This is a genomic window from Variovorax sp. 01T432 (assembly GCF_056398605.1).
Genome location: NZ_JBFTPS010000008.1, coordinates 17,520 through 43,868 on the forward strand (window position 1 = coordinate 17,520; position 26,349 = coordinate 43,868).

Consider the following 26,349-nt stretch of genomic DNA (forward strand, 5'->3'; position numbering starts at 1 on the left):
CCGGTTCTTCAGCGCGCAGCGTGACCGGGCAGCAACAGGATCTTGCCGATGCTCTCGCCCGATTCCATGCGCCGATGCGCCTGAGCGGCATCGGCGAGCGGGTAGGTGCTGTCGATCACAGGGCGGATCGCGCCGGTCGCCAGTGCATCAAGCCATCGCTGCGCGAAGCGTTGAGTCATGGCTTGCTTGACCTCAGAGGGTCGCGACTTCATCACCGTGCCGAGGATCTGCAAGTGGCGGTACAGCAGCACGTCCATTGGAAGCGCTGCGCCTTCTGCGCCCCCGAGCAAGCCCACGACCACCATGCGCCCGCCCACCGCCAGCGAACGCACGTTGCGCTCCAGGTAGGGGCCGCCGATGAAGTCGATCACGACGTCCACGCCCTTGCCTTCCGTCATCCGGGCCACCTCGGCCTGGAAGTCTTCACTGCGGTAGTCGATGACCTCGTCCGCCCCGAGGCCCAGGACCGCATCGCGCTTGTCGCCGCCCGCGGTGGCGAAGACGCGCGCGCCGGCAGCGTGCGCAAGTTGCACCGCGGCCGAGCCCACCCCGCCCGCCGCCGCATGGATCAGCACCGACTCGCCGGCTTGCAGTCGGGCCAGATGAAACAAGGCCTCGTGCGCGGTCACGAACACCTCGGCGACCGCACCGGCATCGACCAGCGCGAGCTCTTCTGGCACGTGCATGGCCATGCGATGATCAATGCGTGAGAGTTCGGCATAGGCGCCGCCACCCACAATGCCCATGACGCGGTCACCCACGGTGAAGCCCTGCACCAGCGGCCCCACCTCGACCACGGTTCCGGCAATCTCCAGGCCCATGGTGTCCGCATCGCCGAAGAAGGCGCGGCCGTAGGCACCCTTGCGATGCGAGAGATCGGCGCGGTTGACCCCGATGGAGGCGTTGCGCACCAGCAGGTCGTGGGGTCGGACTTCCGGCGCGGCGATCTCGCGGCTCACGAGCACTTCGGGTCCGCCGAAATCGTCGAAGACGATGGCTTGCATGGGTTTTCTTTCTTTCATTCGAGGGTGATCTTCAAGTCCTTGACCGACTCGGCCCAGGCCTTGTCCTGCTGCGTCAAGAACTGTCGGAATTGCTGCGTCGTTCCGGTCTCGGGCTGCATGCCAAGCTGTTCGAGCCGCTGGCGCAACGCAGGATCGGCAAAGGCCTGTACGGCCGCCTTGTTGAGTTTTTCCACAATGGCTGGCGGCAGGCCGCGCGGGCCGAAGAACCCGAACCAGCCCTGTACGCCGAAGCCGGGATAGCCGGATTCGGCCACGGTGGGCACGTCCGGCAGTATCGGCACGCGGCTCGGCCCCGTGACGGCAAGCACCTTGATGCGCTTGCTGGCGTGATAGGTCATGGTGGTGGCCAGCGAAGTCTCGAACGACAGGTCGACAATGTTAGCGAGCAGATCCTGCATCGCAGGCGTGGCGCCCTTGTAGGGGACGTGGACCATATCGACCTTGACCGCCTTCGCCAGGATCTCCGCCGTCAGGTGCGGAATCGAACCGGGGCCCACGCTGGCATACGTGACCTTGCCCGGATTTGCCTTTGCATACTTCACGAACTCCGGGAAATTGTTGAATGGTGTGTTTGGAGCAGCGATCACGGCGCCCGGCGTGTTCACCAGGTTCGTGATGGGGGTAAAGTCGCGCGCGGGATCGAAGGGCAGCTTTCGGCTCAGGTGCGGGCCGATGGACAGGGCGCTGACCGTCAGCACGCCGAGAGTATGGCCGTCCGGTGTGGCGCGGGCTACGGCGTGCGTGCGATGTTGCCGCTGGCGCCCGAGCGGTTGTCGACGACCACGGCTTGCCCGAGCGACGCACTCAGGCGATGGGCCAGTTCGCGCGCCACCACGTCGGTGACGCCACCGGCCGGGAATGGAACGATGAGCGTGATCGGCCGGCTCGGGTAGCTGTCCTGCGCGAAGGCGCCACTGCACAGGGCCCCCGCCGCGCAGATCAGCGCGGCGGCGCAGCGGCTCCAGGTACTGCGGTTCATGAGTTTCATGTTCTTGTCTCCTTGGTCGCCCTGCGAAGGCAGGCTTCAGATCTGGCTGATGAACTTCGTGGTGAGGTAGCTCTGGATGCCTTCGGCACCGCCTTCGGAGCCGTAGCCGCTGTCCTTGATGCCGCCGAATGGCACCTCGCAGACGATCATCTGGGCGTGGTTGATACCGATCATCCCGGCTTCGAGTTCGTTGCCCACGCGCACGGCGGTGCGCGCCGACTCCGTGAAGGCATAGGCCGCCAAACCGTAGGGTAGGCGGTTCGCCTCGGCAAGGGCTTCGTCGATCGTTTCGAACGGACACACCACGGCCAGCGGGCCGAAGGGCTCTTCGTGCATGACCTTGGCATGGCTCGGCACCTCGGTGAGGATGGTGGGCTGCCAGAACAGGCCCGGACGGTCGATGCGTTCGCCCCCGGTGCGCACGGTCGCCCCACAAGCACGGGCGTCGGCCACCAGGGCCGCGACGGCCTCGACGCGCCGCGCGTTCGAGATCGGACCCACCTGCGTGTCCGGATCCAGGCCATCGCCAATCTTCAATGCCTGCGTTTCGGCGACGAGCTTCGACAGGAAGGCCTCATACACGGGGCGCTGCACCAGGATGCGCGTCGGCGACAGGCAGATCTGCCCCGTGCCGCGAAACTTGCCTGCTACCACCAAGCGGGCCGCCGCGTCGAGGTCGGCGTCGGCGAACACCAGCACCGGCGCATGCCCGCCCAGCTCCAGCGTGATGGGCTTGAGCGCCTGGCCCGCTTGCGCTGCGAGCAGCCGCCCCACCGGCACCGAGCCGGTGAAGGAGACCTTGCGGATCACGGGCGACTCGATGAGGTGGCGCGAGATCAGGTCGGGCATGCCGAACACCACGTTCAGCACACCGTTGGGCAAGCCGGCGTCGTCCAAGGCGCGTGCAATGGCCAACGCGGTGGCCGGGCACTCCTCTGCGGGCTTGATGACCACGGAGCAGCCAGCCGCCAGCGCGGCCGCGATCTTGCGGCTGGGCGTGATGGCCGGGAAGTTCCAGGGTGCAAACGCCGCCACGGGTCCGATCGGCTCCTTGTGGACGCGCTGATACACCTCCGGGCGCCTCGAAGGCACGGTGCGGCCGTAGACGCGGCGCCCTTCTTCGGCGAACCATTCGAAGTAGTCGGCGGCACTGGCGACCTCGTACTGCGCTTCGTGCAGGGCCTTGCCCTGCTCCAGGGTCAGCTGCCTGGCGATGGCCTCGGCGCGCTCGCGCAGCAGGGCGGCCGCACGGCGCAACACCTTGGCCCGGTCGTAGGCGGGCGTCCTGCGCCAGACCTCGAAGCCACAATCCGCCGACTGCAGTGCGCGGTCCAGATCCTGTGGACGCGCATGAGGCACGCGACCGATCACCCCGCCGGTTGCCGGGTTGAACACCGGCGAGTTGTCACGGCCCGCCCCGTTGATCCACTCCCCTTCGATGAAGAGAAACAGCTCGTCATACCAAACAGACACACGATCTCCTTTGCATTGCATGCTTAAATCGATGAATTCGGGGGATCGTAGAGGCGCAGTTACCAGCGAACAATCCCTTCCCCCGCGAAACATCTTTGCAAGGAGCGCAAATATGAGCCAGGCCCGCACCATGGAAAACCTGGAGGTCTTCGTCGACACCGTGCGTGCCGGCTCCTTCTCCGCTGCGGCGCGGCGCAGGGGCGTGGCCGTGTCCTCGGTGGCGCGGCAGATTGATGCGCTGGAAGAAGAACTGAAGGCGTCGCTATTCACACGCTCCACCCGGGCCATGCGCCCAACCGACGCGGGCGAACTGCTCTTCCGCCGCGCCGTCCAGATCCTCAGTGACCTCGCCGACGCCCGGAGCGAGGTCAGCTCGGTCGAGGCCGCGGTCGAGGGCGTTTTGCGGGTGAGCTGCCTGCCCACCTTCGGACGGCGCTACGTGGTCCCCTGCCTCGCCAAGTTGTTTCAAGCCCACCCGGGCCTGAGCGTGGAGCTGGACTTGACAGAGCGGCTGGCCGACCCGACCACGGAAAGGCTCGACCTGGCCATCCGCTTCGGCAACTTGCCCGACAGCGCCCTCTTCAGCACCCGGCTCGCCGACCAGAGCTACGTCGTGTGCGCTGCGCCGGACTACTTGCGGCGTCACGGCCCGTTGCAAGCGCTGGATGCCCTGGACAATCACCGGTTGATCGACAAGCGCCGAAGCCAGAGCCCGCTGGGCTGGCGCGAGGTGCTGGGAGATGACCTGCTGCAACACGGCTGCTGCGCGTTCGAAGCGGACGACTTCGACGCCCAGCGTCAGGCTGCCGTCGCCGGAGTCGGCATCGTCCGCCTGCCCGATTGGGTCGTCGGGCACGACATCGGCCGCGGGGCGCTGGTGGCGCTGCGTCCGCAGGGCCTGCCACTCGCCGAGGCGACTGGAATTCATCTCGTGCGCGCGCTGCCGCGTCCCAGTGCTCGCCTGAAGGCCTTCGCGACCGCATTGACTGACTTCGTCGGCCGGCCGGCGAGTTGGCAGCGCGCGATGGGCGGCGAGGCCTGACGACGAACCAGATCAAGGTGCGACGAAGCTAACCCGCCCGCCGCACAGGCCACAGGCGCAGCGCGAGCGCGCCCGCCCCGACGCCGTCGCCAGCGCAGTCACGCCCATCCATCCCCATTGCGGCGGCAGCAGCGCGGCCGGTGCAGAGCCGGCGGCCATGCCGATGAACATGCCGGTGAACAGAACCGCGTTGAGCCAGCTGCGCGCCGCGGGCTCGATGCCATAGACGATGGTCTGGTGCGCGAATCAGCATGGCCTGCACGCCGAGCTCGAAGCCGACGGCGCTGGCCGCCAGCAGCCACAACTGGCTGAGGGCCGCCGCACTTACGCAGTCCTGAATCTTGCATCTGCAATACACCCGAAGCTGCATGAAACCGGCTCGCAACGCCGGCCGTCGACAGTCGAGGAGTCGCCCAGCCGCGGCTCACCAAGGAACACAGATGACCCCCCCGGGCAGCGCGACCCGCACGCCCTCCGGGGGATCTCATGACGGACGAGGATCCTTCCGCCACGCCGCCGACATCGCCAGCTGCGGTTCATCTGCTCTAGGGCGCCCAACTCGCCGCGGGCCTTCGAGATCTGCGACTTCCTGAGCCGCAGCATGGTTCCCTATGACTGGGTCGAGCTCAACGAGGCCTCGGCCCGCAGCCTCCCGGGCGTCAGCGGGCTCGACGATCCGGCCCTGCCGCTGGGCGAGTTCCCCGACGGCACGCGACTGCTGTCGGCGAGCGTGCCCGAGATCACCCAGCGGTTCGGCTGGGTGAGTCGGCCGCGGCTGGCGCGCTACGACATATCAATCTACGGCGGCGGGCCCGCCGGGCTGAGCGCCGCGGTGTATGCCGCATCCGAGGGCCTGAAGACCGTGCTGGTCGAGCGCCAGGCAATCTGCGGACAAGCGGGCAGCTCGTCGCTGATCGAGAACTATCTGGGCTTTCCGTGCGGCATCTGCGGCGCCGAGCTCGCGGAACGCGCTCGCCAGCAGGCCGTGCGCTTCTGCGCCGAGATCCTGCGGCTGCGGGAGGGAACGCACGCGATGTTCGTCGACGATGGCATCCGCGTCGACCTCGCCGACGGCAGCCAGCTGTCGGCCCGCGCCAACATCTGCGCGACCGGCGTCGAGTGGCGCCGCCTTGGCCTTCCCAACGAAGAGCGGTTGCTGGGCGCCGGCTCGTTCTACGGCGCCGGCTCGAGCGAGGCACCGATGTGCGCCGGCGAGACGGTCTGCGTGGTGGGCTGCGGCAACTCGGCGGGACAGGCGGCGATGAAGCTGTCGCAGTACGCACGCGAAGTGGTGCTGCTGGCGCACGGCGCACGGCGCACGGCGCAAGGCGCAAGGCGCAAGGCAAGCCGACACCTTGTCAGACTACCGGAGGCGCAAGATCGTCGACTCGCCCAGGATCCGGGTCGTGACCTGATGCGAAGTGATCGCACTGGCCGGCGACCGGTTCCTCGAGGGGATCACCGTGCGCGACCGCCCGAGCGGCCATCTGGAGGCGTTGTCCGCGCAGCGCGTGTTCGTCTGCATCGGCGGCCTGCCCAATACCGAATGGGCCCGCGACACGGCCATCGTCCGGGATGCCGCGGGCTACCTGGTCACCGGTCCCGACCTGCTGCTGACGCCCGACCACTCAACTGGAGCCTCCATCGCCCGCCCTTTCACCTGAAGAACAGCGTGCCCGGGTCATTTGCCGTCGGCGACGTGCGGCACGGCTCCGTCAAGGGGTGGCGTCCGCGGTGAAGGCGCGATGGCTGTTGCCGTTGTCCATCAACATCTTGCCACTTCATGAGGAGTTCGACACGACCAAGCCATGCACGCATACCGCCGGCATCCGCCACATGGTGCCCAGCGTCAGCGGCTGCGAGGAATGCCTCAAGACCGGCAGCACCTGGGTGCATCTGCGGCTCTGCCGGACCTGCGGCCACGTGGGTTGCTGCGACGAGTCGCCAAACCGCCACGCACGCGCGCACTTCCATGCGACATCGCACCCGATCATCGAAGGCTATGACCCGCCGGAAGGCTGGGGCTGGTGCTTCGTCGACCGCGTCGGGCTCGACTTGGGCGACGACACCACGCCGCAGATCGGGCCGATCCCGAGATACGTCTGATGCGGCGGCATCCCGTCGAGGTCCTTGAGATTCGGAAATGGGTGGCTCCATTACGCCGGTAGGTGACACCCGGCGAGCCACCGATGACCAGCGCCTTGCGCGCCGGCTTCGCGGATTGCGGCGCGTTCATGCCTGCGCTCCCTGGCCCCGTGCCTCGTCGGCCGGATAGTTCAGCTCGATCATCACGCCCGACGGATCTTCGACGAACACTTGGTGCAAGCCTATGCTCGGGACAGTGCGTTCGCGGAAAGCCAGGCCAGCCTGCTTCAGCCGTCGGCGCATGTCGCGCAGGTCGGTCGCCAGGAAAGCCAGGTGGTCGATTGCGGCGCTGCCGTGCAGAGACTCTTCGCTCTTGTCGCCGAGGTAATCGACCAGCCCCTGGGGAGCGTCGGGGTCGATGCCGATGATGTGCACCACGCCGTACTGCGCCTCGTCGTCGCCCTTGTAGAGCCAGAGGCCGGGAAAGTCGAAGGGCGGCCTGAATCCTTCGCGGAAGCCGAGCACGTCGACATAGAAGTGGCGCGAAGCCTCTAGCTGTTTGGTGCGTACCGAGTAATGGGCAAGGTGCTGGATGGCCATGACGAGGTCCTTGGACGTTGGATTCGGAGCGGGTTCGGATCGAGTTCGGATGACCGGCGCTCAGCCCGCGTTGATCAGATGCGCCAGGCGTTCGGCAGAAAGCGGCAACTGCCGGGCGCGCAGGTCGAGGGCGTGAGCGACGGCGTTGGCCACGGCCGCGGCGGCCGGGCCGGCGGCCGCTTCGCCGACGCCCAGGCTGGGTTCGAGCGGCCGCTCCAGCACGCGCACGGCGATCTCGGGGACCTCATCGAAGCCCAGGATCGGGTAGTGCTCCCAGTCGAGCGACGTGATGCCGGTGTGGTCCCAACTCACGCTTTCCTTCAGCGTCCAGCTGAGTGACTGCAACAGGCCGCCCTCGATCTGGTTGACCAGCCCGTCGGGATTGACCACATCGCCGGCGTCGACCGCGACCCAGGCCTTCTCGACCCGGACCTTCTCTTCGACGCTAACCTGTATCGCGATGGCGCAGTAGGCGGCCTGGTTCTTGTAGCGCCCGATGGCAATGCCCAGGCCGCTGCCGGTGCCGCTCTCCCCGCGCCGGCCCCAGCCCGCCATCTCGGCGGCGACCTCCAGCACCTCGCGGGCGCGCTTGTCGCCGAGGTGGCGCAGGCGGAACTCGACCGGGTCGCAGCCGGCGAACTGCGCCAGCTCGTCCATGAAGCTTTCGATCGCATACAGGTTGGCATAGGAACCGAGCGAGCGCAGCGCCGAGACGCGCACCGGCGAGCCGGCGATGAAGTGGTAGTCGACCTGCTGGTGGGGCAGGTCGTACAGCACGATCGCGTTGCGGTCGCCGCCGCCCGCCGGCAACGGCAGGTCGCGCGGAGCCGGCCGCGGCAGCGGCGGGTCGATCTCCCACGCACCGAGCAGGTTGACGCCATCGCCCCAGCCAGGCCGGTTCATGTGGGTGTGGCTCCACAGGGACAGGGCCCAGCCGCTGATGCGTCCGGCATTGTTCAGACCGGCCGTAACCTGCACCACGCTGGCCGAGCCGAATGGAGACATTGACATCTCGTCCTCGCGCATCCACTGCACGCGAACCGGAAGGCCGATACGCGTGGCGACGAAGGCGGCGTCGAAAGCTGCATCATCGGCGCCGTTGTGGCCGTAGCAGCCGGCTCCCGGTGAATGGATGACATCTACCGTGCTGGCGTCGCGTCCGAGCGCCGCGGCGATCTGGTCACGCAGCGGATAGACGCCCTGCGTGTGCGACCAGACGCGCAGCCGGCCACCGCGCGGATCGGCCAGCGCGCACGACGGCCCGATCGACGCGTGAGCGAGGTATGGACGCGAGTAGGCGGCGCTGTGGGTCTGGAGCCCGGTCCCCGGCGTGCCCGCCTCGTGGACGCGCCGCGGGCTGGCGGGCAGGCCCTGCAGCAGCGAAACCGTGTCCTGGCCCGCGTGCGGGTCGAGCATGGCATCGAAGTCGAGCAGCTTGCGGGCCTTCGGCAGCGCGCGCACCAATGCGCCTTCGTGCGGGCCCACGAGGGCCAGGAAACGGCCGCTGTGCACGACCTGCGACACGCCCGGCAGCGCCTGCAACTCGGCCAGAGGCACCGCCGCCAGCTGCTGCGCGGGATGCCGTCCACGCAGCATGCGCACGTGCTGCATGCCGGGAATGACCAGGTCCTGCAGGTAACCCGCGCCGGTCAGCTTGGACATGAGGTCAACGCGTGGCAGCGAGCGACCCACGTAGGGCTCGGATGCATGGCGAGCAACGGGGGGCGGCGCGACGATCGGGATATCGAAATCGGTCGCGGGCGCGAGTTCCCAGTAGTCGGTTCGCCGCTCGTCGCCGACAGCCCCGAAGCAGCCCGCCTCGACCTGCAGTTCGGACGGCGCAACGTCCAGTCGCCGCGCCGCATGGGCATTGAAAAGCGCGTAGGCATGCGCGCAAGCCCAGCGCAGCGCGGCGCCGCCATACTGAACCGAGAGGCTGCCTGCCGTATAGCCCTCGTCGGGCGAGCAGTCGGTGTGGCCGGCCACAAGCCGCACCTGCATCGGAGTCAGGCCGAGCGCGTCGCAGGCGATCTGCACCAGCGCCGTCTCGATGCCCTGGCCCAGTTCGACCTTACCGGTGAACACCGTAACCTGGCGTTCCGGCCCGATGCGCAGCCATTGGTCGAGCCGTGGGTGGGCCAGGATGGCCGGCGGCGTGGGGGGCACGGAGCTCATGGTCGGCCTTGCGTGCGAAGTCGGTCCGCCGCCGCGTCGATCGCCTTCAGGATGCGCGTGTGGGCGCCGCAGCGACAGAGGTGCCTGTGCATCGTCTCGTGCAACTCGGCCTCGGTCGGCGCGGTGGTGCGATGAAGCAGGGCCGTCACCGACATCAGGATGCCGTTGATGCAATAGCCACACTGCGCGGCCTGCAGCGTGACGAAGGATTCGAGCACCACCGCGCCGACCGGGTCTTCCCGCAAATGCTCGACCGTGGTGAATTCGCGCCCTGCCGTGCCCCACAGCGGCATGTCGCAGGACTGGACCGCGCGGCCATCCATCCAGACAGTGCAGGCGCCGCAGTGGCCGGCCCCGCAGCCGAAGCGCACGCCCTTGCAGTCGAGGTCGTTGCGCAGCACGTAGAGCAGCAGGTCGTTCTCGTCGGCCTGCACGTGGTGTGCGCTGCCGTTGACCTTGATTTCGAAGGAGGAAGTCATGGAATCGATGGAAGGTGTCGGGCTCAGGCAGCGACCGGCGCCGTGGCCGGCTTGCGAAGACCGGCCGCGCGTTGATACGGCGGCGGGTAGTAGGGCGTGATGCCGAGCGTCTCGGCCGCCCGCCAGACCCAGCGCGGGTCGGCCAGGAAGGGGCGGGCCAGGGCCACCTGGTCGGCTTGGCCCGAAGCCACGATCTCGGCCGCCTGCGCCGGTTCGCTGATGCCGCCGACAGCACGCGTGGCGATCCCGCTGCGGCGCCGGACCTCCGCGGCCAGCCCGACTTGATAGCCGGGGCCGAACGGAATGCGCTCGCCGCGCACCGCGAAGCCGCTGCTCACGCAGACGTAGCCGAAGCCGATGTCTTTCAGGCCCCGCGCCAGCCGCACTGCGTCATTGGGCCCAAGGCCGCCCTCGGCCCAGTCGGTGCCGGTGATGCGAGCGCCGAGCACGTGGCTGCCGGACACATGCTCGCGCAGTCGCCATGCGATGTGAAGCGCCAGCCGATCGCGCCCGGCCGCGTCACCGCCCCAGGCGTCGCCGCGCCGGTTCGTGAGTGGCGACTGGAACTGGTGCAGCAGGTAGCCATGCGCGCAGTGCAGCTCGATGACATCGAAGCCCAGTCGAACAGCCCGCCTGGCGGCGTCGACGTAGGCATCGGACAGACGCTCGATGCCAGCGTCGTCGAGCGCTTCGGGCGTGTCCCACTCCGGCGCGAAGGGCAGGGCACTCGGTGCCGCGCAGAGCCAGGGCGCCGCGCTGTCGTCGCCAGGCTGCAACGGACCGCCGCCCTCCCACGGCACGTGGGCCGACCCCTTGCGGCCCGCGTGGCCCAACTGGATGCCGAAACGCGTGCCGGGCGCGGCCACCGCGCGTGCCGCCATCAGCACGCGCGCCAGCGCGGCCTCGGCGGCATCGCTGTAGAGGCCGAGACAGCCATGCGTGATGCGCCCGCGGGCCTCGACCGCGGTGGCCTCGACCATGACCAGGCCGGCACCGGAAAAGGCGAGTTGCATCAGGTGCTGCACGTGCCAGTCGCTGGCAACGCCATCGCGCGCGGAGTACTGGCACATGGGGGAGACGACGATGCGGTTGGGAAACAGCATGCCGCCGATCGCGAGTTCGCTGAACAGGAGGGACATGGGAGATGCTCCGGGTTTCAGCGCTGCGGCGCGATGTGGAGCAGCTCCACGGCATTGAGCCCCTCGATCCGCGCGACCTCTTCGCTCGACAGGCCCCGCACCGAAGCGATCAGCTGCCGTGGGTGTTCCTCGCCCATGTCGTAGGGATAGTCGGTGCCGAGCAGAACGCGCTCGGCACCGAAGAGGTCGACCAGGTGGCGCAGCATCTCGGGATCGAAGACCATGGTGTCGACGTAGAAGGTCTTGAGGTAGCTCGAGGGTGCGCGATCGATCACCGTGCGGCAATCCGGCCGCGCGCGCCATGCGTGGTCCATACGCGCCCAGTAGTGGGACACGTAGCCGCCGCCATGCGCGGCGATGAACTTGATGTTGGGATAGCGCGCCACCACGCCGTCGAAGATCAGGTGGCTTACGGCCACGCTCGTGTCGAGCGGGTTGCCGATCACGTTGTTGAAGTAGTGGTCAGTCAGCCGGGCGCCCTCTGAAAAGCCGACCGGATGCAGGAAGAGCACCGCGCCGAGTGCATCGGCGCGGGCGAAGAAGGGCTCCAGCCCAAGCTTCGCATCAGTCAGGTCGAGGCCGTTGACGTTGGTGTTGATCTCGATGCCGCGCAGGCCTAGCGCGCCGATCGCATGGTCGAGTTCCTGGATCGCGAGTTCGGCGTTCTGCAGCGGCACCGAGCCGAGGCCGACGAAGCGCTGCGGCGTGGCGGCCACGAGCGCCGCGATGCCTTCATTCACCTGCCGTGCCAGCGCCGCGCCGCGCTCCGGCGGCGTGAAATAGAAGTACTGGAACGGCGCCGGGCTGATCGCCTGGATGTCGATGCCCATGCGGTCCATGTCCTCGAGGCGTTGGTCGATACCGGTCAGTTTGGGTGCGCGTTCCCGCATTTGCGCCACGTTGGTCTGGCGCGTGAGTTCGTTCGCATGGATCACGCTCGGGTCGTGGCGGCCGACATCAAGGTCGCTCGCCGCCTTGGCGACTTCCGGGTTCAGGTAGTGGCAATGGACGTCGACCACTGGCGGGCGGTCGCCGCGCACCGGGGCGGACGCGCTGGCCGTGCGAGCCATCGAGAGAGCCGCCGACCGCGCGCGGCCGCTGGCGGCCGGAGCGTGGCGATGGGTCGGGTCGGTGCAGTGGGGGGAGCAGGTGTAGAGCACGTGAAGTCCGTTGGGGGGGTGTGATTGATGGATTCGGCCTAGAAGACGCCGAGATGGCGCGTGGCGAGTTCGGGCTCGGCGCGCACCGAATCGGCGCTGCCGGCATGGACAATGCGACCGGTGTTGAGCACGACCACATCGTCCGCCACTTCGAGCGCCAGGTGGAAGTTCTGCTCGACCAGCACGATCGACAGGCGGTCGGCCTTGAGCGTCCTGATGGCCTGCGCCACCTCCGCGACGATCAGCGGCGCGAGCCCCTCGGAGGGCTCGTCGAGCAGCAGCACGCGCGGGTTGCCCATGAGTGCGCGGCCGATGGCGAGCATCTGCTGCTCGCCGCCGGAGAGCGTGCCGGCGCGATGCCGCGTGCGCTCCCTGAGGCGTCCGAAGGTGGCGTAGACGCGATCGAGGTTCCAGGCATGCGCGCGGCCGCCTGCGGCTTGCGCTGCCACCTGCAGGTTCTCGAGCACCGTCAGGCTCGGGAAGATGCGCCGACCCTGCGGCACCAGCCGCATGCCGGCGCGTGCGATGCCTTCGGGCGACATCCGTTCGACCGGGCGGCCCGCCAGCCGGATGCTGCCGCTGCGCGCCTGGTGCAGCCCGGCGAAGGTGTTGAGCGAGGTGCTCTTGCCGGCGCCGTTGCGTCCGAGCAGGGCGAGCACGCGGCCTTCCCGCAGGTTCATCGAGAGCCGGTGCACGACCTGGCTCTGACCGTAACAGACGTCGAGTCCGCTCACGCTCAATGCATCAGTGGCCAAGATAGATCTCCCGTGTTCTCGGATGATTCACAACGGTGCGCCGGTCGCCTTCGACGATCACTTGTCCGTAGTGCAGGACCGTAATCTGTTCGGCGAACTCGAGCGCCACGTCCATGTCGTGTTCGATCATCAGGATCGCGGTCTCGCGAGGGACCTGGGCGATCAGCCGCTGCACGACCACGCGCTCGTCCTGCGACAGGCCCGCGAGCGGCTCGTCTAGCAGCAGCAGACGCGGCTGCTGCGCCAGCCCGAGCGCCAATTCGACTCGCCGCTGCTCGCCGTACGACACGTCGCACACGCGATGCAGCGCCTTGGCGCCGAGCCCGACGCCGTCGAGCAGCTGCATCGCGCGATCGTGCAGCGTCGCGTGCCGCGACAGGTCGGTGCCCGCGTCGAGGCGCAGCGGAAGCAGGGCCAGCAGCCCCAGCACGACGTTGTGCGCCAGCGTGTCCTTCGGAAACAGCGTGATGATCTGGTAGGTGCGCGCGAGCCCGCAGCGTGCGCGGGCTCGTACCGGCAGCTTCGTCACATCCTCGCCGAAGATGCGGATCGAGCCGCCGTCCGGCCGGATCTCGCCGCCGATCAGGCCGAAGAGCGTGGTCTTGCCGGCGCCGTTGGGTCCGATGATGAGGCGTCGCTCGCCGGGCTGCATCGTGAGCGAGACACCCTGCGTGACGGCGATTCCGCCGAAGGACTTGCGGAGTCCCTTGATCTCGAGGGCAGCGGTCATGCGCGGCGCCCCTGCAACCGAGCCAGCAGCGCGCGCAATCCGGGCACGATGCCGTGCGGCATCACCAGCACGATGAACACGAACACCGCGCCCAGCAGCATGTTCCAACGCTCGACGTAGCCCGACGCATAGTTCTTCAGCAGCACCACCAGCACGGCGCCGACGGCCGGCCCGGCCAGCGTGCCGGCACCGCCGGCGATCACGCTCAGCAGCACCTCGGCCGAGGCGGTCAGCGACAGCATGCTCGGATGCACATACTTGTGGAAGTAGACGTAGAGCAGGCCCGCCAGCGCACCCACGAAGCTCGCGCCGACGAACGCGCACCAGCGGATCGCCCAGACGTTGTAGCCGAGCGAGCTCATGCGCCGCGGCTGGTCGCGGGTGCCGCGCAGCGACGCGCCGAAAGGCGAGTTGACAAGGCGCCCCACCACCAGCAGCACCACTGCGGCGATCAGCAGCACGAACCAGTAGTAGGCGTTGCTGTTCTCCATGTCGATGCCGAACGGGGCCGGGCGCGTGAGGCCGGAAAGCCCGTTGTCGCCGTTGGTGACCGAGGTCCAGCGGTAGGCGAGGCCCCAGACCACCTGCGACAGGGCCAGGGTCAGCATCAGGAAGCTGAGCCCGGAAGCCCGCAGCGCGATCCATCCGAAGACGGCGCCGATGGCCGTCGTGGCCAGCAGCGTGAGTGGCGCCGCGACGGCATGGCCGATGCCCAGGCGCAGTGCCAGCCAGGCGGCGATGTAGGCCGACAGACCCAGGTAGGCTGCGTGGCCCAGCGAAGTCAGGCCGGCGTAGCCCACCAGCAGGTTAAGACTGGAGGCGAAGATCACGGCAATCAGCATCTGGCTGCCGAGATTGACGTAGTACTCGCCGAGCACCGCCGGCAACAAGGCCAGGACCGCGAGCAGCAGCAGGCAACGTAGCGTGGTGTTCATGCTCGGGCACCTCCGAGCAGGCCGGCGGGCCGGAAGGCCAGCACCAGGATCATCGGCAGGAACAGGATCACGTAGGCGAGATCCGGGACCAGAGCGATGCCGAAGGTGTAGATGAAGCCGATGATGAAGCTGGCGATGAAGGTGCCCATCAGGCTGCCGACGCCGCCCAGGATGACCACGATCAGCGCCAGCGGCAGCATGTCGGCGTCGAGCCCCGGATAGGCCGACAGCATCGGCCCGCCGAACGCGCCGCCGAGTCCGGCGAGCATCGCGCCGAGGCAGAAGACAGCGGTGAACAGCGCCGAGGCGCGGATGCCGACCGCGCGCGCCATCTGCATGTCGTCGACGCCGGCGCGGATGCGGGCGCCGAGCCGCGTGCGCTCAAGGAGCAGGTACAGCACGGCGGCGGCCACCAGCGCCACCACGATCACGGCCAGCCGGTAGCTCGGGAAGCTGAAGCCGAGCCACGACGCCGGGCCGCTCAGGAAGGCCGGCGGCGAGACTGGGATCGGATCGCCGCCCCACAGCACCAGGCAGAGGTCCGCGGCGATGAAGGACAGGCCGAGCGTGGCCAGCACCTGAGCCTGCGCATTGCCCGCCAGGCGGCGCAGCACCAGGCGCTCGAACAGCCCGCCGATGGCCGCGGTCGCGAGTGCCGCGAGCACCACTGCCGCCGCGAAGCCCCAGCCGGCGCGCGCCACGCTCGCGGCCACGTAGGCACCGATCATGAACAGCGCGCCATGCGTCAGGTTGGCGATGCGCATCAGTCCGAAGATGAGCGCGAAGCCCGATGAGAGCAGCAGCAGCAGGCCGCCGAGGGCCAGGCTGTTGAGTGTCTGAGTCAACCAGAATTGCATGTTCTTGACGTCGTGGCCCGCGACGATGCGGCGGCGGTCCGTGACGCTCCGGTGTGAGTTCAGGCGGCCAGATTTCTGGCGGGCGGCCAGTCGCGCGAATAGACCGGCTCGGCCAGGAACTTCTTCGGGTCATAGGTCCAGAACTGGCTTACGTCCGGATAGGTCTCGATGATCGTGTTGACCAGCCGCCCGTCCTTGCGCTCGACAGTGCGCACGTACACGTTGCCAACCACGTTGCCCCAGGCGTCGAACTTGACCGGGCCGCGTGCGGTCAGTACGTTCGTCTTCTGCAGCGATGCCCGCAGCAACTCGCGATCGAAGGCGTGGCCCTTCAGCGGCTGCAGGGCGGCATCGAGCACCGATGCGCTGACATGGGTGCAGGCGGCATAGAAGCCGGGGTCGTAGCCATGCGCCTTGCGGAAGGCTCCAACGAACTTCGTGTTGACGGAATTCGCGAGTTCGGCGGAATACCAGTTGACCGTGACGATGCCCAGGGCCTCGTCGCCCATGTTGCGCAGCACGGCCTCGTCGAGCGCCGTCATGCCGCCGACCAAGGCCAGCTTGCCGCGCAGGCCGTACTCGTTGAACTGCCGGATGAAGCGAAAGCCGTTGGAGCCCGCGAAGCCGAGGAAGACCGCGTCCGCGTCGCGGTTGAGCTGAGCCAGGAAGGTGCCGTAGTCCGGCGCCGTGAGCGGCGGGAACAGCTTCTGCACCACCTTGCCGCCGGCTTCCTCGAACACGCGCTGGAAGCCGGCCGTCATCTCGTGGCCGTAGGCGATGTCATCGGCCACCAGCACCATGCGCTTGTATTTCAGCTTCTTCGCGCAGTAGTCCGCCAGCGGATGGGCGCATTGGGCCGAAGTCGAGCTGGCGCGGAACAGCCAGGGGTTGGCCTTGCGCTGGGTCATGTCCTCCGCCGCCGCAACCGGGAAGACCGGGATCTTGCGGGCGCGCATGTAGTCGTCGGTGGCCAGTGCCTCGAAGGCGGCCAGCGGGCCCATAAGCACCTGCGCGCGCTCGCGCTCGACCAGTTCCTGGGTCTTGCTGCGGGCGGTGGACGGCACGCCCCCCGTGTCGGCCACGATCAGCTCGACCTTGCGCCCGCCCAGCATCTGATCGTTGGCCGCCAGGTAGCTCTGCAAACCGCGTTCCATGTCGAGCCCGCCGGAGGCAAAGGGCCCGGTCTTGGCGGTAAGCAAGCCCAGGCGCAGCGGCTCGGGCGCGCCCTGGCTGCGCACCAGGGAGGGGGCCGCCAACGCGGCGCCGGCGGTCGCGGCCGCCGCAATGAAATTCCTGCGATCGATCGTCATGCTGTCTCCATCTTGCGTAAGGTTTGTTATTAGGTGATCAAGCGATCAATAATAAGTGCCCAAAGATGTTGGAGCAAGCCACGTCCATCAGAAGCAGATAGGGGTTTACCCCGAATGACTGGCATTGCGGGTCCGGCGAACTAATAATCGAACGATCGTTCCATGCAGGCGTCGGGCGGGCCGCATGACCCGCCGACCCATCGACACAGACCTTGATGACCGCACCCATCGCCAAGACCGACGAGACCCCGAAAGAAGGCGCCAGCGGCGCCAAGCAGCGGCGCCGCCTGGCGCCCGAGGACCGCGAACACGAGATCGTGCAGTCGGCGATCAGCTTCTTCGCGAAGCACGGCTTCGAAGGCAGCACGCGCGACCTGGCGCAGCGCCTGGGCGTCTCGCAGCCCCTGCTGTACCGCTACTTCCCCACCAAGGAAGCGCTGGTCGATCGGGTCTACGACGAGGTGTTCGTGAGGCGCTGGAACCCCGAATGGGAAGAGTGGCTCGCCGACCGCACGCATTCGCTCGACAGCCGCCTCAAGCGCTACCTCAAGGACTACGCGCACTTCGTGCTGCGCGGCGAATGGGTGCGCATCTTCATGTATGCGGGCCTGAGCCGCGCCGGCGTGAACCAACGCTACCTCGCGCGCCTGCGCGAGCGCCATTTCCTGCTGATCGCGCGCGAATTGCGCTTTGCCTACGGCATTCCGGAGCCCGAAAGCAGCGAGGCTGAGGATGAAGAGGTCGAGCTCATCTGGGCCATGCACTCCAGCGTGTTCTACATCGGCGTGCGCAAGTGGGTCTACGATCTCGCGGCTCCGCGCAATATTGATCGATTGATTGATATGCGTGTCGAATCTTTCCTGCACGGGGCCCCCAAAGTGCTCTTGGCCGACCGCGCGGGGACCGTGCCGCTCGGAGGCGCCGGTCCGAAGAGGGGCCGCAGGCCGGCCGCCTGATCGGGCCGCCCGCAACTCAGGCTGGCCGCTCTAGCAGCGCATCGAGGAAGCGGGCGGCTGCTGGCCCCAGCGCGTCCGGGCGCCAAACAATGCGGTAATCGGTGCGCATGTCCAGCAGCGGGAGTTCGCGGACCACGATGTTCTCGCCCGAGAACTGCACCAGGCTCTCTTGCGCGGCACACAGCCCAAAGCCGCTCGCCACCAGCGCGAGCGCCGAGATGATGTCGCCCGCGACGCAGGCAACGCGCGGTTCGAAGCCTAGCCGGTGGCAGGCCAGCATGAACTTGGCGCGCAGCGAGGGGCCGTTGCGCTCGGGCGTCACCACCCACTCGGCATGGATCAGCTGGCTGGAGGAGATCTCCGGCTCCGCGACCAGCGGGTGGTCGCGTGGTGTCAGCAGCACGTAGCGCTCGGAGCTGAAGACCGCTGAGGCGAGCGAGGGATCGTTGAGTTCCTGGGTCTGAACCGCGAAATCCAGGCGTCCGCGACGCAATTCCTCCAACTGATCGCTTTCGAGCGCGCCCTCGAACTGGAACCGTATCGCGGGATGCGCGGCCTGCACGCGCTTGGCGATGACCGGGATGATCCCGTTGTATAGCGCGCCGGGCATATGGCCGATGACCACCGTGCCGCCGGTGCCGCCGGCCCTGCGTTGCAGGTCGAGCATCAGTTGCTCATTGCTCAGCAGCAGCTTGCGCGCGTTGAGCAGCAGCTCCCGTCCGGCATTGTTGAGCCGCAGCCCCCGGCCGACGCGATCGAACAAGGCAAAGCCGACCTTCTCCTCGAGGTTGAGGATGGTGCGGCTCAGCGGCGAGGCCGAGATGTGCAGCATCTGCGCGGCCCTGGAAATGCTCTCGTTCTCAGCCACGCAGATGAAGTGCTTCAGCGTCCGCAGGTCGATGAGGTTCATGGTGGCTGTGCTTGGGGCGAGCGGCACAGTCTACGGAGTTCGGACCTCGAGTGTCCGTGATTGTGAGAAAGATTGTCCTTTTCAGTCATCTTCTCGTTAGCGATCATTTGATCAACGCTGAGTTCGGAGCACCCGCCCAGCCGATACTGACCGCGGGCTTGCCCGCCAACCCTCCGAAGCCCTTGGGCGTCCGACATGACTCAAACCCTTCCAGACTGCGTACGGCGCAAAGTGATCAGGCGGATCATTCCCATCCTGATGCTGATGTACACCATGGCGTACCTCGATCGCATCAACATCGGGACCGCCGCGCTGCGCATGAACGCGGAGCTCGGCATCAGCCAGCAGGTGTTCGGACTGGCTGCGGGCCTGTTCTTCATCGGCTACCTGGCGCTGGAAATTCCGAGCAACATCATCCTGCACCGGGTTGGCGCGCGCGTCTGGCTCACGCGCATCATGGTGACCTGGGGGCTGATCTCAGCGTGCACGGCCTTCGTGCAGAACGGATGGCAGTTGATCGCGGTGCGGATGTTGCTCGGCGTGGCAGAGGCCGGCCTGTTTCCGGGCCTGATCTATTGCCTGGCATTGTGGTTTCCGCCCGGGCTGCGCGGTCGCATGCTCGTGATCGCCGTGCTGCCCTGGGCGGTCATTGTGGGCACGCCGATGTCCGCCGCAATCGTCCAGTATGCCGATGGCCTCTTCGGCTTCTCGGGCTGGCGGATCATGCTGTTCGTCGAAGGGCTCCTGCCGGTGCTTCTGGGCTGTTACTCGATCCGGTTCCTGACCTCGAAGCCGGAGGAGGCGGACTGGCTGAGCGACGAGGAGAAGCGCCAGGTCATAGTCGCCAGGGACAGCGGCGACGCTCCCGAATCCGTGGCCGCGGTTCCGCTTAGAACCACCTTGCTCCAGCCGCACCTGATCCTGCTGTCGCTCGCCTATGCGACCGCGCAGATGGGTTTCTACGCCAGCCTGATCTTCACGCCCCAGATCGTGCAGGAGTTCGGCCGCCTCTTCGGCGTCACGCTCTCTACCATCCAGGTCGGCCTGCTGGCGGCGATCCCAAGCGTGTTCGGCATGGTGATGTACTGGCTCTGGGTCGCGCATTCCGACCGTACGAACGAGCGGGTCTGGCATGCCATCGCCTCCTTCGTGACCGCCGCGCTGGGGATCGGCATCCTGGTCGGCATCCACGACCTGTATGCGTCGATCGCCGGCCTGTCGCTGCTGACGGCGGGGCTGGTCAGCGGGCCGATCTGCATCTGGCAACTGACCGGCATCGGCGTCAGGGGTAAGACCGCCGCTGTGGTGTTTGCCTACGTCAACTCCTTCGGCATCGTCGGCTCGATGTTCAGTCCGTACTTCATCGGCCTGCTCAAGGACCGCACCGGCTCCTATGACGCAGGGCTCGTCTTCCTCGCCATGGCTGCGCTGCTCGGGGCCGCTTTCATCTACCTCGCCAGCCGACTCATGCGTCGCAAGTCGCTCATCAGTTCTTCCACTTCGCCGGCAGGTGAATTTGAGTCGGTGACCTCGTAGTCCGGCAGGTTGTTCAACTCACCCCATCAAAGGCATATCAATGATTCACTTCGACCATGTCTGCATGGCAGCCCCAAACGTCTACGAGTCCACGTTCCGCCTCAGCAACGAGACCGGCCTCGGCAACTACGACGGCGGTTTCTTTCCGCTCTATGGCATCGGCCACCGCGTCGTGCCGCTCGCGCCCGACATCTATATTGAAGTCGAGAGCGTGATCGACCGCCGGCCCCTGCAGCACGGCGAACCGCTGACGGTTTTCATGGAGCGCCAGACGCGCGAAGGCGACCGCTTCATCGGCTGGTGCCTGCGCTCGGACACGCTCGAAGAGCTGGAGGCCTTCGCGGCGCATCACGGTACGACGGTGGATCCCGACACCACCGGCCGCGAGGCAGGCCGCCAGCTGATGAACGGCGCGCGCGGCTTTGCCCTTCAGGCGCCGAGCGCGACGGTGGCGTGGCCAATCGGCAAACCCAATCTCTACTTCAAGCCGGGCGGTGGCCCCCATGTCGCCAGTCTGCCGGTGGTGCCGGGATCTGGCGATGTCCAGGGGCAAGGCCTGGCCTGGATCGAGATCGGCGGCACCCATTCGGACCTCAAGGGATGGCTCGGCGATGTGGCGTCTCCATCAGACTTTCCATTCGAGATTCGTTACAACGGAGGTTCTTCGGGTCTTTACGCGATGGGCGTGCAGACCCACCGCGGCGTGGTGCAGATTCGCCGCCCCCCGGTCCATATCGGCTGACGCTCGCCGCGTGCCTGCGCTGACCGCTGGAAGCGCATCGCCTCGATGAATCGCTTCCACATCGGCGTCTGGAGTCGCGGCAGGTCGCGCCGATCATCTGGTCGAACTTCAGGCTCAGGCAGCCTTCAGCATCACGTTGCAGCGCGGGATGTTCATGATTCGGTCGCCAATGTTCATGCCCCATTCGGTCATGCCGATGCCCTCGCGCAGTTGCCATGTCTGCCATTCCGACAGGGCCTCGTCGATGTTGGAGTCCGTAGGGTGCAGCGCCTTCGCCAAAGCCAGTGCATTGGCCGCAGCCTTGGCGGTGCTGCCGGCTGTATGGGGCCGGGGGACGAACGCGGCATCACCAAGCAGGATGGCGCGACCGAACACCATCTGCCGCACCTGCAGGTCCAGGATGGCCTGGACGAAGGGTTCCCTCGTTGCCTCGAGCAGAGTCTGAAAGGTCGGCGCCAGCAAGTCCTTCGACGTCTGCTTCAGACGAGCGAGGTCTTCATCCTTGGGAGCACCTGGTGGCAGCGAGAACGAGTGGCGGACCCCGAGCCGGTCGGTCATCAACGCCGAGAGTTCATCGCCGTGCTCGAACTTCTGGTACCAGACCCAGTTCCAGCGCCGATGACCTTCCTGGATCGATTGATCTTCACCCGGCACCAGGTATTCGAGCATCAGATGGCCAGGGCCCTGCTGAAACGCAAAGGTGCCCGCAAGCACGTCAGCGGCGCTCGCAGGGAGCTCCTTTTCAGGCACCAGACCGCGCCATGCGACATAGCCAGCGTAGTTGGGAGCGAGACCAGGGATGACTTGCTCGCGCACCGCGGAACGCGCACCATCGGCACCGACGAGCAGGTCGCCGGTTTCGACGCGGCCGCTCGCGAAGTGGGCGGTGATGCAGTCGCCATGTTGTTCGAAACGAACGAAACTCTCACCCGGATGAAATATCTCCACAGGCAGGTGCTTTTTCATCGTGCCGTAGAGCATGTTCCACGACGTCTGGCTCTGCGGCATGTAGCTGCGTTGGACGACGCGGTCGTCGCGGTCCAGGTAGATGCGGTCGCCCGACTTGACGCCAAGCGCGCCCATGGACTGGACGCCCGCGAAATGGAACGCGGACAGCACATCGCCCTGCAGCACGACACCGCCGCCGCGGCTGTCTAGTTCATTCGGCGAGCGCTCGAAGATCTCGACCTCCCACCCGATGGCCCGTAGCGTCGTGGCGGCGAAGAGTCCGCCGAGGGAGCCGCCGATGATCAGCGCACGGGGCTTGTTGTTCATGGTGTGGGTGGTCATGGATCTTTCCAGGCTGCGCATGGCGCGATCAAGCGCTGACTGTGACGGGAGCAACGAGGCTCTCGAGGACTTCGCGGAATTGCTCGGGCTTGCCGAGGAACTGGCCGAGGAACTGGCCGAGATGAAACACCTGAAGCTCCCCATCCTTTTCAAGCGCCAAAGTCGGGAAGCCGCGCCCACCCGCGCCCCGCCGCGAGTGCCTTGCAGGGAATTTAAGTCGCGGCCAAGTTCTGCGACCTTAGACAATCCGGGGACATGCAGTTCATCGAAGCAGCCGATCTGGCCGGGGTACGCCTTGGCGCACTCCGCACATGACTTGCCGCGCTCACTAGGTTGCCGAATCGATCTTCGGTGCGCATTCGAAGCCATGTCAATTCGGTGGCACTCATGACGCCGTCCTCGTGACTCAGTTGGTTGGTCATCGGGGCCAGCATCAGGTGGTCCTTGGTGCCGATGTCATTGACGAACCGGAATGCAGCCGTCGGTGCTACGCAGGTCATCTTCTTCGTTCTGATCGTTGATCGTCTTGCACTGCGCCTAGACCGCGCAGTAACGCTCCTGGATGGCTTCGTCGGCCAGCATGGCTTGCGCGTCGCCGCTGTAGACGATTTCGCCTTGGTCGAGGATGTAGGCGCGGTCTGCAATCTTGAGAGCCAGGCCGACGTTCTGCTCGATGAGAAGGATGGTCACGCCGCTGCGCTTGAGCGCAGCGAAATACTCGAACATCTCATCGACCAGCACCGGCATGATGCCTTCGGAGGGCTCGTCGAGCAGCACGATCTTCGGCTTGGACGCCACGGCGCGCGCAATGGCAAGCATCTGTTGCTCCCCGCCTGACATCGTGATGGCCATCTGGTCGAGGCGCTCTTTCAGACGCGGGAAGGTTTCCGCGATCTCCTCGATGACGTCCGCTTCATGCCGGCGCAACGGCGAGGCGAGGAGACCCAGGCGGATGTTCTCTCGTACCGTGAGACCAGGGACGATGCGGCGCTCCTCCGGAACGTAGGCCAGGCCCTTGGAGAACCGGGTGTGCGCCGGCTGGCCGAGCAACTCGACGCCTTCGAACTTCACGGAGCCCTTCGCTCTGTGAATGAGCCCCGCGATGCTCTTGACGGTGGTGGTCTTGCCCGCACCGTTGCGACCGATCAGGCAGACAAGCTCGCCCTTGCGGACCTGCAGGCTGACACCCTGAAGAATGTGACTGGTGCCGTACCACGCGTTCAGATCTTTGACTTCAAGCATTCCGCACTCCCTCAGTGGTTGCCTTGGCCGAGATAGACGCGCTTGACCAGGTCATTCGCGCGAATGTCGTCCGGGGTGCCTTCGGCGATGAGTTCGCCATGGTGCAGGACGACGATGCGCTCGCTGATGCCCATCACCATCTTCATCTTGTGCTCGACCAGAACAACCGTGCGCTCTTCGACCAGCTTGCGAATGAGCGCCATCATGACCTTGGTCTCTTCGGGACTCATGCCCGCCGTGGGTTCGTCCATCAGGAGGAGCTTCGGCTGGCCGGCCAGCGCGACCCCGATTTCGAGTGCGCGCTGCTGGCCATGTGCCAGTTCCCGCGCGATGTGATTGGACCGCTCGGCGAGACCGACCGTCTCCAGCACCGTCGCGGCCTGTTCGCTCAAGCCATGGAGCGCCGAACGCCGGCGCCACAGTCCGTAGCGCGACACGTGCGCCTGGAGCGCGATGCGCACGTTCTCCAGCGCAGTGAAGTTCGGAAACAGGTTCGTGATCTGGAAGGACTTGGCAATACCCGTGTGCGCAAACTCATGCGGGCGCATCCCGGTGATGTCCTTGCCCATGAACACGATCTGGCCGTCGCTGGGTGCAAAAGAGCCTGAGAGCATGTTGAAGAAGGTGCTCTTCCCCGCGCCGTTGGGACCGATGATGGAGGTCAGTATCCCCGGGCGAATCTTCACGCTCACGTCGTTGAGCGCCTTGAATCCGGCGAAGCGCTTGCTGAGGCTTCGCGTCTCGATGATGGCATCAGCGTTCATTGGAGACCTTTTGAAGGAACGTGCCCCAGACCCCCTTGGGGAAGAACAGGACGAAGAAGACGAAGACGCCGCCGACAAGGAGCTGCCAATGCTCCGTCCAGTTGGATGCAAGGTCCTGGATCAGCAAGAAGAGCGCTGCGCCGACGAAGGGGCCGAAGTAGGTGCCCATGCCACCCAGGAGGCACAGCATGACCACCATGCCCGAGGTGGCGTAGTCCAGGGTCTCGATGGGAACGCTGGAGAGATGGATCGCGTTGAGCGAGCCGGCGAGGGCGCAGAACCCGGCAGAAAGAACGAACGACAGCAACTTCGTGCGCTCGATGTCGAATCCGCAGGCCCGGGCCCGAGCTTCATTCTCACGGACTGCTTCAATGGCGCCGCCGAAGGGCGAGGCCAGAATGCGCGAGAGCAGCCACATGGCGATCGCGACGAAGCCGAAGACGAAATAGTACTTCTGCAGCGGGTTCAGCAGGTCGAGCTTCAACCCCAGAATGCTGACCTCAGGGACGTTGACGCCGCGCAGGCCATTCTCTCCACCGGAGGCCGGTAGCTGATACACCAGAAAGTAGACGCATTGCGAAAGTGCGAGGGTCACCATCGCGAAGTAGATGCCGCGTGTCCGGATGGCCAGCAAGCCCATCACCAATGCGACCAGGCATCCGGCTGCAACGGATGCCGGCACCGCCCCCCACCATGGCACGTGGTGCTGGGCGATGAGAATGCCAGCTGTGTACGCTCCGACGCCAAGGAATGCGGCGTGACCGAATGACAGCAGGCCGGTATAGCCGAACAGCAGGTTGAAGCCAACAGCGAAGAGGCCATAGATGAGGATGTTGATGGCCAGCGACTGATAGGGCATCAGCCAGGGGAAGATGGCAAAGAAGAGGACGGTTGCCAGGACGCGATGCTTTGCAACCATCCTGAAAGCTTCTTCCCAGTTGCGCGACGGGGTGGTCGTGGCGGGGGGCGTGACGGCGCTCATGGTCAGTTCCTTCATGACATCAGTCCAGTGCGACCGAAGAGACCCTGTGGACGAACGAGGAGCACGGCAGCCATGATCACGAACATGGAGACCTTTGCCGCTTCCGGGAAGAACAGCACAGCCATGCTCTCGACCACGCCAATCAGGAGGCCGGCGACGACGGCGCCCATCAGCGAGCCCATGCCGCCGACGACCGTGACCACGAATGCGACCGTGAGCACCGAGGTGCCCATCTCGGGCGAGACTCCTTGCATGGGCGCCGCGAGTACGCCGGCGAGGGCGGCGATGCCCGTGCCGACGCCGAAGACGATGAGCCAGATGCGGGAGACGTCCATCCCGAGCACGCGGACGATGACCGGGTCCCGCGCGCCGGCTCTGACGACCAGTCCGAATGAGGTGCGCTCGATCACGAGCCACAGGGCGAGGAGCAGTACGCCAACGACGCCGATGACGAACAAGCGGTAAGTCGGGAAGTCGGCGAACCCAAGATTGGTGGCACCCTGCAGCAGCTCGGGGGTGTCGAAGGGCAGGCCGGCTTTGCCCCATGCGATACGCACGCCTTCCACCAGCATGTAGGCAAGGCCGAAGGTCAGCAGCAAGGGGTAGTCGATCCCGCGGCCGTACAGTGGCCGAATGAGCCAGCGTTCAGCGAGCATGCCGATTGCGCCGACCGCGACGGGCGCGATGAGCAGAGCCAGCCAGAAGCTGCCGGTTTTCTCGGCGGTCAGCAAGCCGATGTAGGCGCCCAGCATGAAGAAGGCCCCGTGCGCAAAGTTCACGACAGTGAGCATGCCGAAGATGAGCGAGAGGCCGACAGCCAGCAGGACATAGACAGCGCCCAGGGCAAGTCCGGTGAAGAGCTGCAGCGCGAGGAGGTCGAACGTGATTTCCATGGAAGTGCCTTCGACACATCTCAGGCAGCGTGCGCGAGTCTGTAGATGTCCGGCGCCCTTTCGAAGGCGCGGCTCATCGGCGTCACGTTGGTTGCCTCGGCGATGATGAGGCCCGCGGACGCGCGTTGGCCATGGTAGTTCGCGTTGTCGCGGCTGGGGACGTCGCCTTCGGTCGCGCGGGAGCGCGTCAGCGGTGCCATGGCGATGCGGTTGCCGAGTGTCGGTCTGTTCGGGTCGACGGGGTCGAAAAGGCTGGGCATGGTTTGCTCCGATCGTTGGGA

27 protein-coding genes are annotated in these 26,349 nt (G+C 66.5%); 6 read left to right on the forward strand and 21 right to left on the reverse strand.

The window, feature by feature from the left end:
- Window positions 1-8: 8 nt before the first annotated feature.
- Genes AC1DNF_RS08730 through AC1DNF_RS08745 form a run of 4 tightly spaced genes read right to left on the reverse strand, consistent with a single transcriptional unit; the run spans window position 9 to window position 3,486 of the window.
- Window positions 9-1,004, reverse strand: a complete 996-nt coding sequence (locus AC1DNF_RS08730) for an NAD(P)H-quinone oxidoreductase (protein ID WP_478148177.1) — start codon at window positions 1,002-1,004, stop codon at window positions 9-11.
- A gap of 14 nt (window positions 1,005-1,018) precedes the next feature.
- Window positions 1,019-1,723 (reverse strand): Bug family tripartite tricarboxylate transporter substrate binding protein, encoded by a 705-nt coding sequence (locus AC1DNF_RS08735; RefSeq protein WP_478148178.1) that lies wholly within the window; start codon window positions 1,721-1,723, stop codon window positions 1,019-1,021.
- Between the two features lie 32 nt (window positions 1,724-1,755).
- Entirely contained in the window at window positions 1,756-2,013 is a 258-nt protein-coding gene (locus tag AC1DNF_RS08740) for a hypothetical protein (protein WP_478148179.1), read from the reverse strand.
- A 36-nt stretch (window positions 2,014-2,049) separates the two neighbouring features.
- On the reverse strand, window positions 2,050-3,486 hold the full coding sequence (locus AC1DNF_RS08745) for an NAD-dependent succinate-semialdehyde dehydrogenase (protein ID WP_478148180.1): 1,437 nt from the start codon (window positions 3,484-3,486) through the stop codon (window positions 2,050-2,052).
- 112 nt (window positions 3,487-3,598) lie between these two features.
- On the opposite strand from AC1DNF_RS08745, the gene AC1DNF_RS08750 reads away from it, so the two are divergent.
- From AC1DNF_RS08750 to AC1DNF_RS08760, 3 genes are all read left to right on the forward strand, one after another.
- Entirely contained in the window at window positions 3,599-4,528 is a 930-nt protein-coding gene (locus AC1DNF_RS08750; protein ID WP_478148181.1) for a LysR family transcriptional regulator, read from the forward strand.
- A 601-nt stretch (window positions 4,529-5,129) separates the two neighbouring features.
- Window positions 5,130-6,266: an NAD(P)/FAD-dependent oxidoreductase gene (locus AC1DNF_RS08755; protein WP_478148182.1), complete on the forward strand. Its 1,137-nt coding sequence runs from the start codon at window positions 5,130-5,132 to the stop codon at window positions 6,264-6,266.
- Window positions 6,267-6,286: 20 nt separating this feature from the next.
- On the forward strand, window positions 6,287-6,634 hold the full coding sequence (locus AC1DNF_RS08760) for a UBP-type zinc finger domain-containing protein (protein WP_478148183.1): 348 nt from the start codon (window positions 6,287-6,289) through the stop codon (window positions 6,632-6,634).
- A 126-nt stretch (window positions 6,635-6,760) separates the two neighbouring features.
- On the opposite strand, the gene AC1DNF_RS08765 is transcribed toward AC1DNF_RS08760, so the two are convergent.
- The 10 genes from AC1DNF_RS08765 to AC1DNF_RS08810 are packed head-to-tail and all read right to left on the reverse strand — an operon-like array spanning window position 6,761 to window position 16,753.
- On the reverse strand, window positions 6,761-7,213 hold the full coding sequence (locus AC1DNF_RS08765; RefSeq protein WP_478148184.1) for a VOC family protein: 453 nt from the start codon (window positions 7,211-7,213) through the stop codon (window positions 6,761-6,763).
- A 60-nt stretch (window positions 7,214-7,273) separates the two neighbouring features.
- On the reverse strand, window positions 7,274-9,388 hold the full coding sequence (locus tag AC1DNF_RS08770; protein ID WP_478148185.1) for a molybdopterin cofactor-binding domain-containing protein: 2,115 nt from the start codon (window positions 9,386-9,388) through the stop codon (window positions 7,274-7,276).
- Window positions 9,385-9,867, reverse strand: a complete 483-nt coding sequence (locus AC1DNF_RS08775) for a (2Fe-2S)-binding protein (protein WP_478148186.1) — start codon at window positions 9,865-9,867, stop codon at window positions 9,385-9,387. Before AC1DNF_RS08775 ends, AC1DNF_RS08770 begins: the two co-directional genes overlap by 4 nt.
- Window positions 9,868-9,890: 23 nt before the next feature.
- A complete protein-coding gene (locus AC1DNF_RS08780) occupies window positions 9,891-11,006 on the reverse strand; it encodes an NADH:flavin oxidoreductase/NADH oxidase (RefSeq protein ID WP_478148187.1) in 1,116 nt (371 codons plus the stop codon).
- 17 nt (window positions 11,007-11,023) lie between these two features.
- The gene (locus tag AC1DNF_RS08785) at window positions 11,024-12,166 is read right to left on the reverse strand and encodes an amidohydrolase family protein (RefSeq protein WP_478148188.1); all 1,143 of its coding nucleotides are present in this window, start codon (window positions 12,164-12,166) and stop codon (window positions 11,024-11,026) included.
- Between the two features lie 38 nt (window positions 12,167-12,204).
- Window positions 12,205-12,921, reverse strand: coding sequence for an ABC transporter ATP-binding protein (locus AC1DNF_RS08790; RefSeq protein WP_478148189.1), 717 nt, complete (start codon window positions 12,919-12,921; stop codon window positions 12,205-12,207).
- The gene (locus AC1DNF_RS08795; RefSeq protein ID WP_478148190.1) at window positions 12,911-13,651 is read right to left on the reverse strand and encodes an ABC transporter ATP-binding protein; all 741 of its coding nucleotides are present in this window, start codon (window positions 13,649-13,651) and stop codon (window positions 12,911-12,913) included. The genes AC1DNF_RS08790 and AC1DNF_RS08795 overlap by 11 nt, the downstream gene beginning before the upstream one ends.
- Entirely contained in the window at window positions 13,648-14,586 is a 939-nt protein-coding gene (locus AC1DNF_RS08800; protein WP_478148191.1) for a branched-chain amino acid ABC transporter permease, read from the reverse strand. The genes AC1DNF_RS08795 and AC1DNF_RS08800 overlap by 4 nt, the downstream gene beginning before the upstream one ends.
- Window positions 14,583-15,443, reverse strand: coding sequence for a branched-chain amino acid ABC transporter permease (locus tag AC1DNF_RS08805; protein ID WP_478148192.1), 861 nt, complete (start codon window positions 15,441-15,443; stop codon window positions 14,583-14,585). Before AC1DNF_RS08805 ends, AC1DNF_RS08800 begins: the two co-directional genes overlap by 4 nt.
- 59 nt (window positions 15,444-15,502) lie before the next feature.
- Window positions 15,503-16,753 (reverse strand): ABC transporter substrate-binding protein, encoded by a 1,251-nt coding sequence (locus AC1DNF_RS08810; RefSeq protein WP_478148193.1) that lies wholly within the window; start codon window positions 16,751-16,753, stop codon window positions 15,503-15,505.
- Between the two features lie 215 nt (window positions 16,754-16,968).
- Between AC1DNF_RS08810 and AC1DNF_RS08815 the strand changes: the two genes are divergently transcribed.
- Window positions 16,969-17,709, forward strand: coding sequence for a TetR/AcrR family transcriptional regulator (locus AC1DNF_RS08815; RefSeq protein ID WP_478148194.1), 741 nt, complete (start codon window positions 16,969-16,971; stop codon window positions 17,707-17,709).
- A gap of 16 nt (window positions 17,710-17,725) precedes the next feature.
- Here the strand turns inward: AC1DNF_RS08815 and AC1DNF_RS08820 are convergent, their stop codons facing one another.
- Window positions 17,726-18,619: a LysR family transcriptional regulator gene (locus AC1DNF_RS08820; RefSeq protein ID WP_478148195.1), complete on the reverse strand. Its 894-nt coding sequence runs from the start codon at window positions 18,617-18,619 to the stop codon at window positions 17,726-17,728.
- A 258-nt stretch (window positions 18,620-18,877) separates the two neighbouring features.
- Between AC1DNF_RS08820 and AC1DNF_RS08825 the strand changes: the two genes are divergently transcribed.
- On the forward strand, window positions 18,878-20,155 hold the full coding sequence (locus AC1DNF_RS08825) for an MFS transporter (protein WP_478148196.1): 1,278 nt from the start codon (window positions 18,878-18,880) through the stop codon (window positions 20,153-20,155).
- A gap of 40 nt (window positions 20,156-20,195) precedes the next feature.
- On the forward strand, window positions 20,196-20,897 hold the full coding sequence (locus tag AC1DNF_RS08830; RefSeq protein ID WP_478148197.1) for a VOC family protein: 702 nt from the start codon (window positions 20,196-20,198) through the stop codon (window positions 20,895-20,897).
- 114 nt (window positions 20,898-21,011) lie between these two features.
- Here the strand turns inward: AC1DNF_RS08830 and AC1DNF_RS08835 are convergent, their stop codons facing one another.
- The 6 genes from AC1DNF_RS08835 to AC1DNF_RS08860 form a co-directional block, all read right to left on the reverse strand.
- Window positions 21,012-22,187 carry an FAD binding domain-containing protein gene (locus AC1DNF_RS08835; protein WP_478148198.1) on the reverse strand — a complete coding sequence of 392 codons (1,176 nt, stop codon included), beginning with the start codon at window positions 22,185-22,187 and terminating at the stop codon, window positions 21,012-21,014.
- 537 nt (window positions 22,188-22,724) lie between these two features.
- Window positions 22,725-23,429: an ABC transporter ATP-binding protein gene (locus AC1DNF_RS08840; RefSeq protein ID WP_478148199.1), complete on the reverse strand. Its 705-nt coding sequence runs from the start codon at window positions 23,427-23,429 to the stop codon at window positions 22,725-22,727.
- 11 nt (window positions 23,430-23,440) lie between these two features.
- Window positions 23,441-24,193, reverse strand: coding sequence for an ABC transporter ATP-binding protein (locus tag AC1DNF_RS08845; RefSeq protein ID WP_478148200.1), 753 nt, complete (start codon window positions 24,191-24,193; stop codon window positions 23,441-23,443).
- A complete protein-coding gene (locus AC1DNF_RS08850; protein WP_478148201.1) occupies window positions 24,183-25,190 on the reverse strand; it encodes a branched-chain amino acid ABC transporter permease in 1,008 nt (335 codons plus the stop codon). Before AC1DNF_RS08850 ends, AC1DNF_RS08845 begins: the two co-directional genes overlap by 11 nt.
- Window positions 25,187-26,062 carry a branched-chain amino acid ABC transporter permease gene (locus tag AC1DNF_RS08855; RefSeq protein ID WP_478148315.1) on the reverse strand — a complete coding sequence of 292 codons (876 nt, stop codon included), beginning with the start codon at window positions 26,060-26,062 and terminating at the stop codon, window positions 25,187-25,189. Before AC1DNF_RS08855 ends, AC1DNF_RS08850 begins: the two co-directional genes overlap by 4 nt.
- Before the next feature lie 26 nt (window positions 26,063-26,088).
- Complete coding sequence (locus AC1DNF_RS08860) at window positions 26,089-26,328, reverse strand: oxidoreductase (protein WP_478148202.1); 240 nt, start codon at window positions 26,326-26,328, stop codon at window positions 26,089-26,091.
- Window positions 26,329-26,349: the final 21 nt, after the last annotated feature.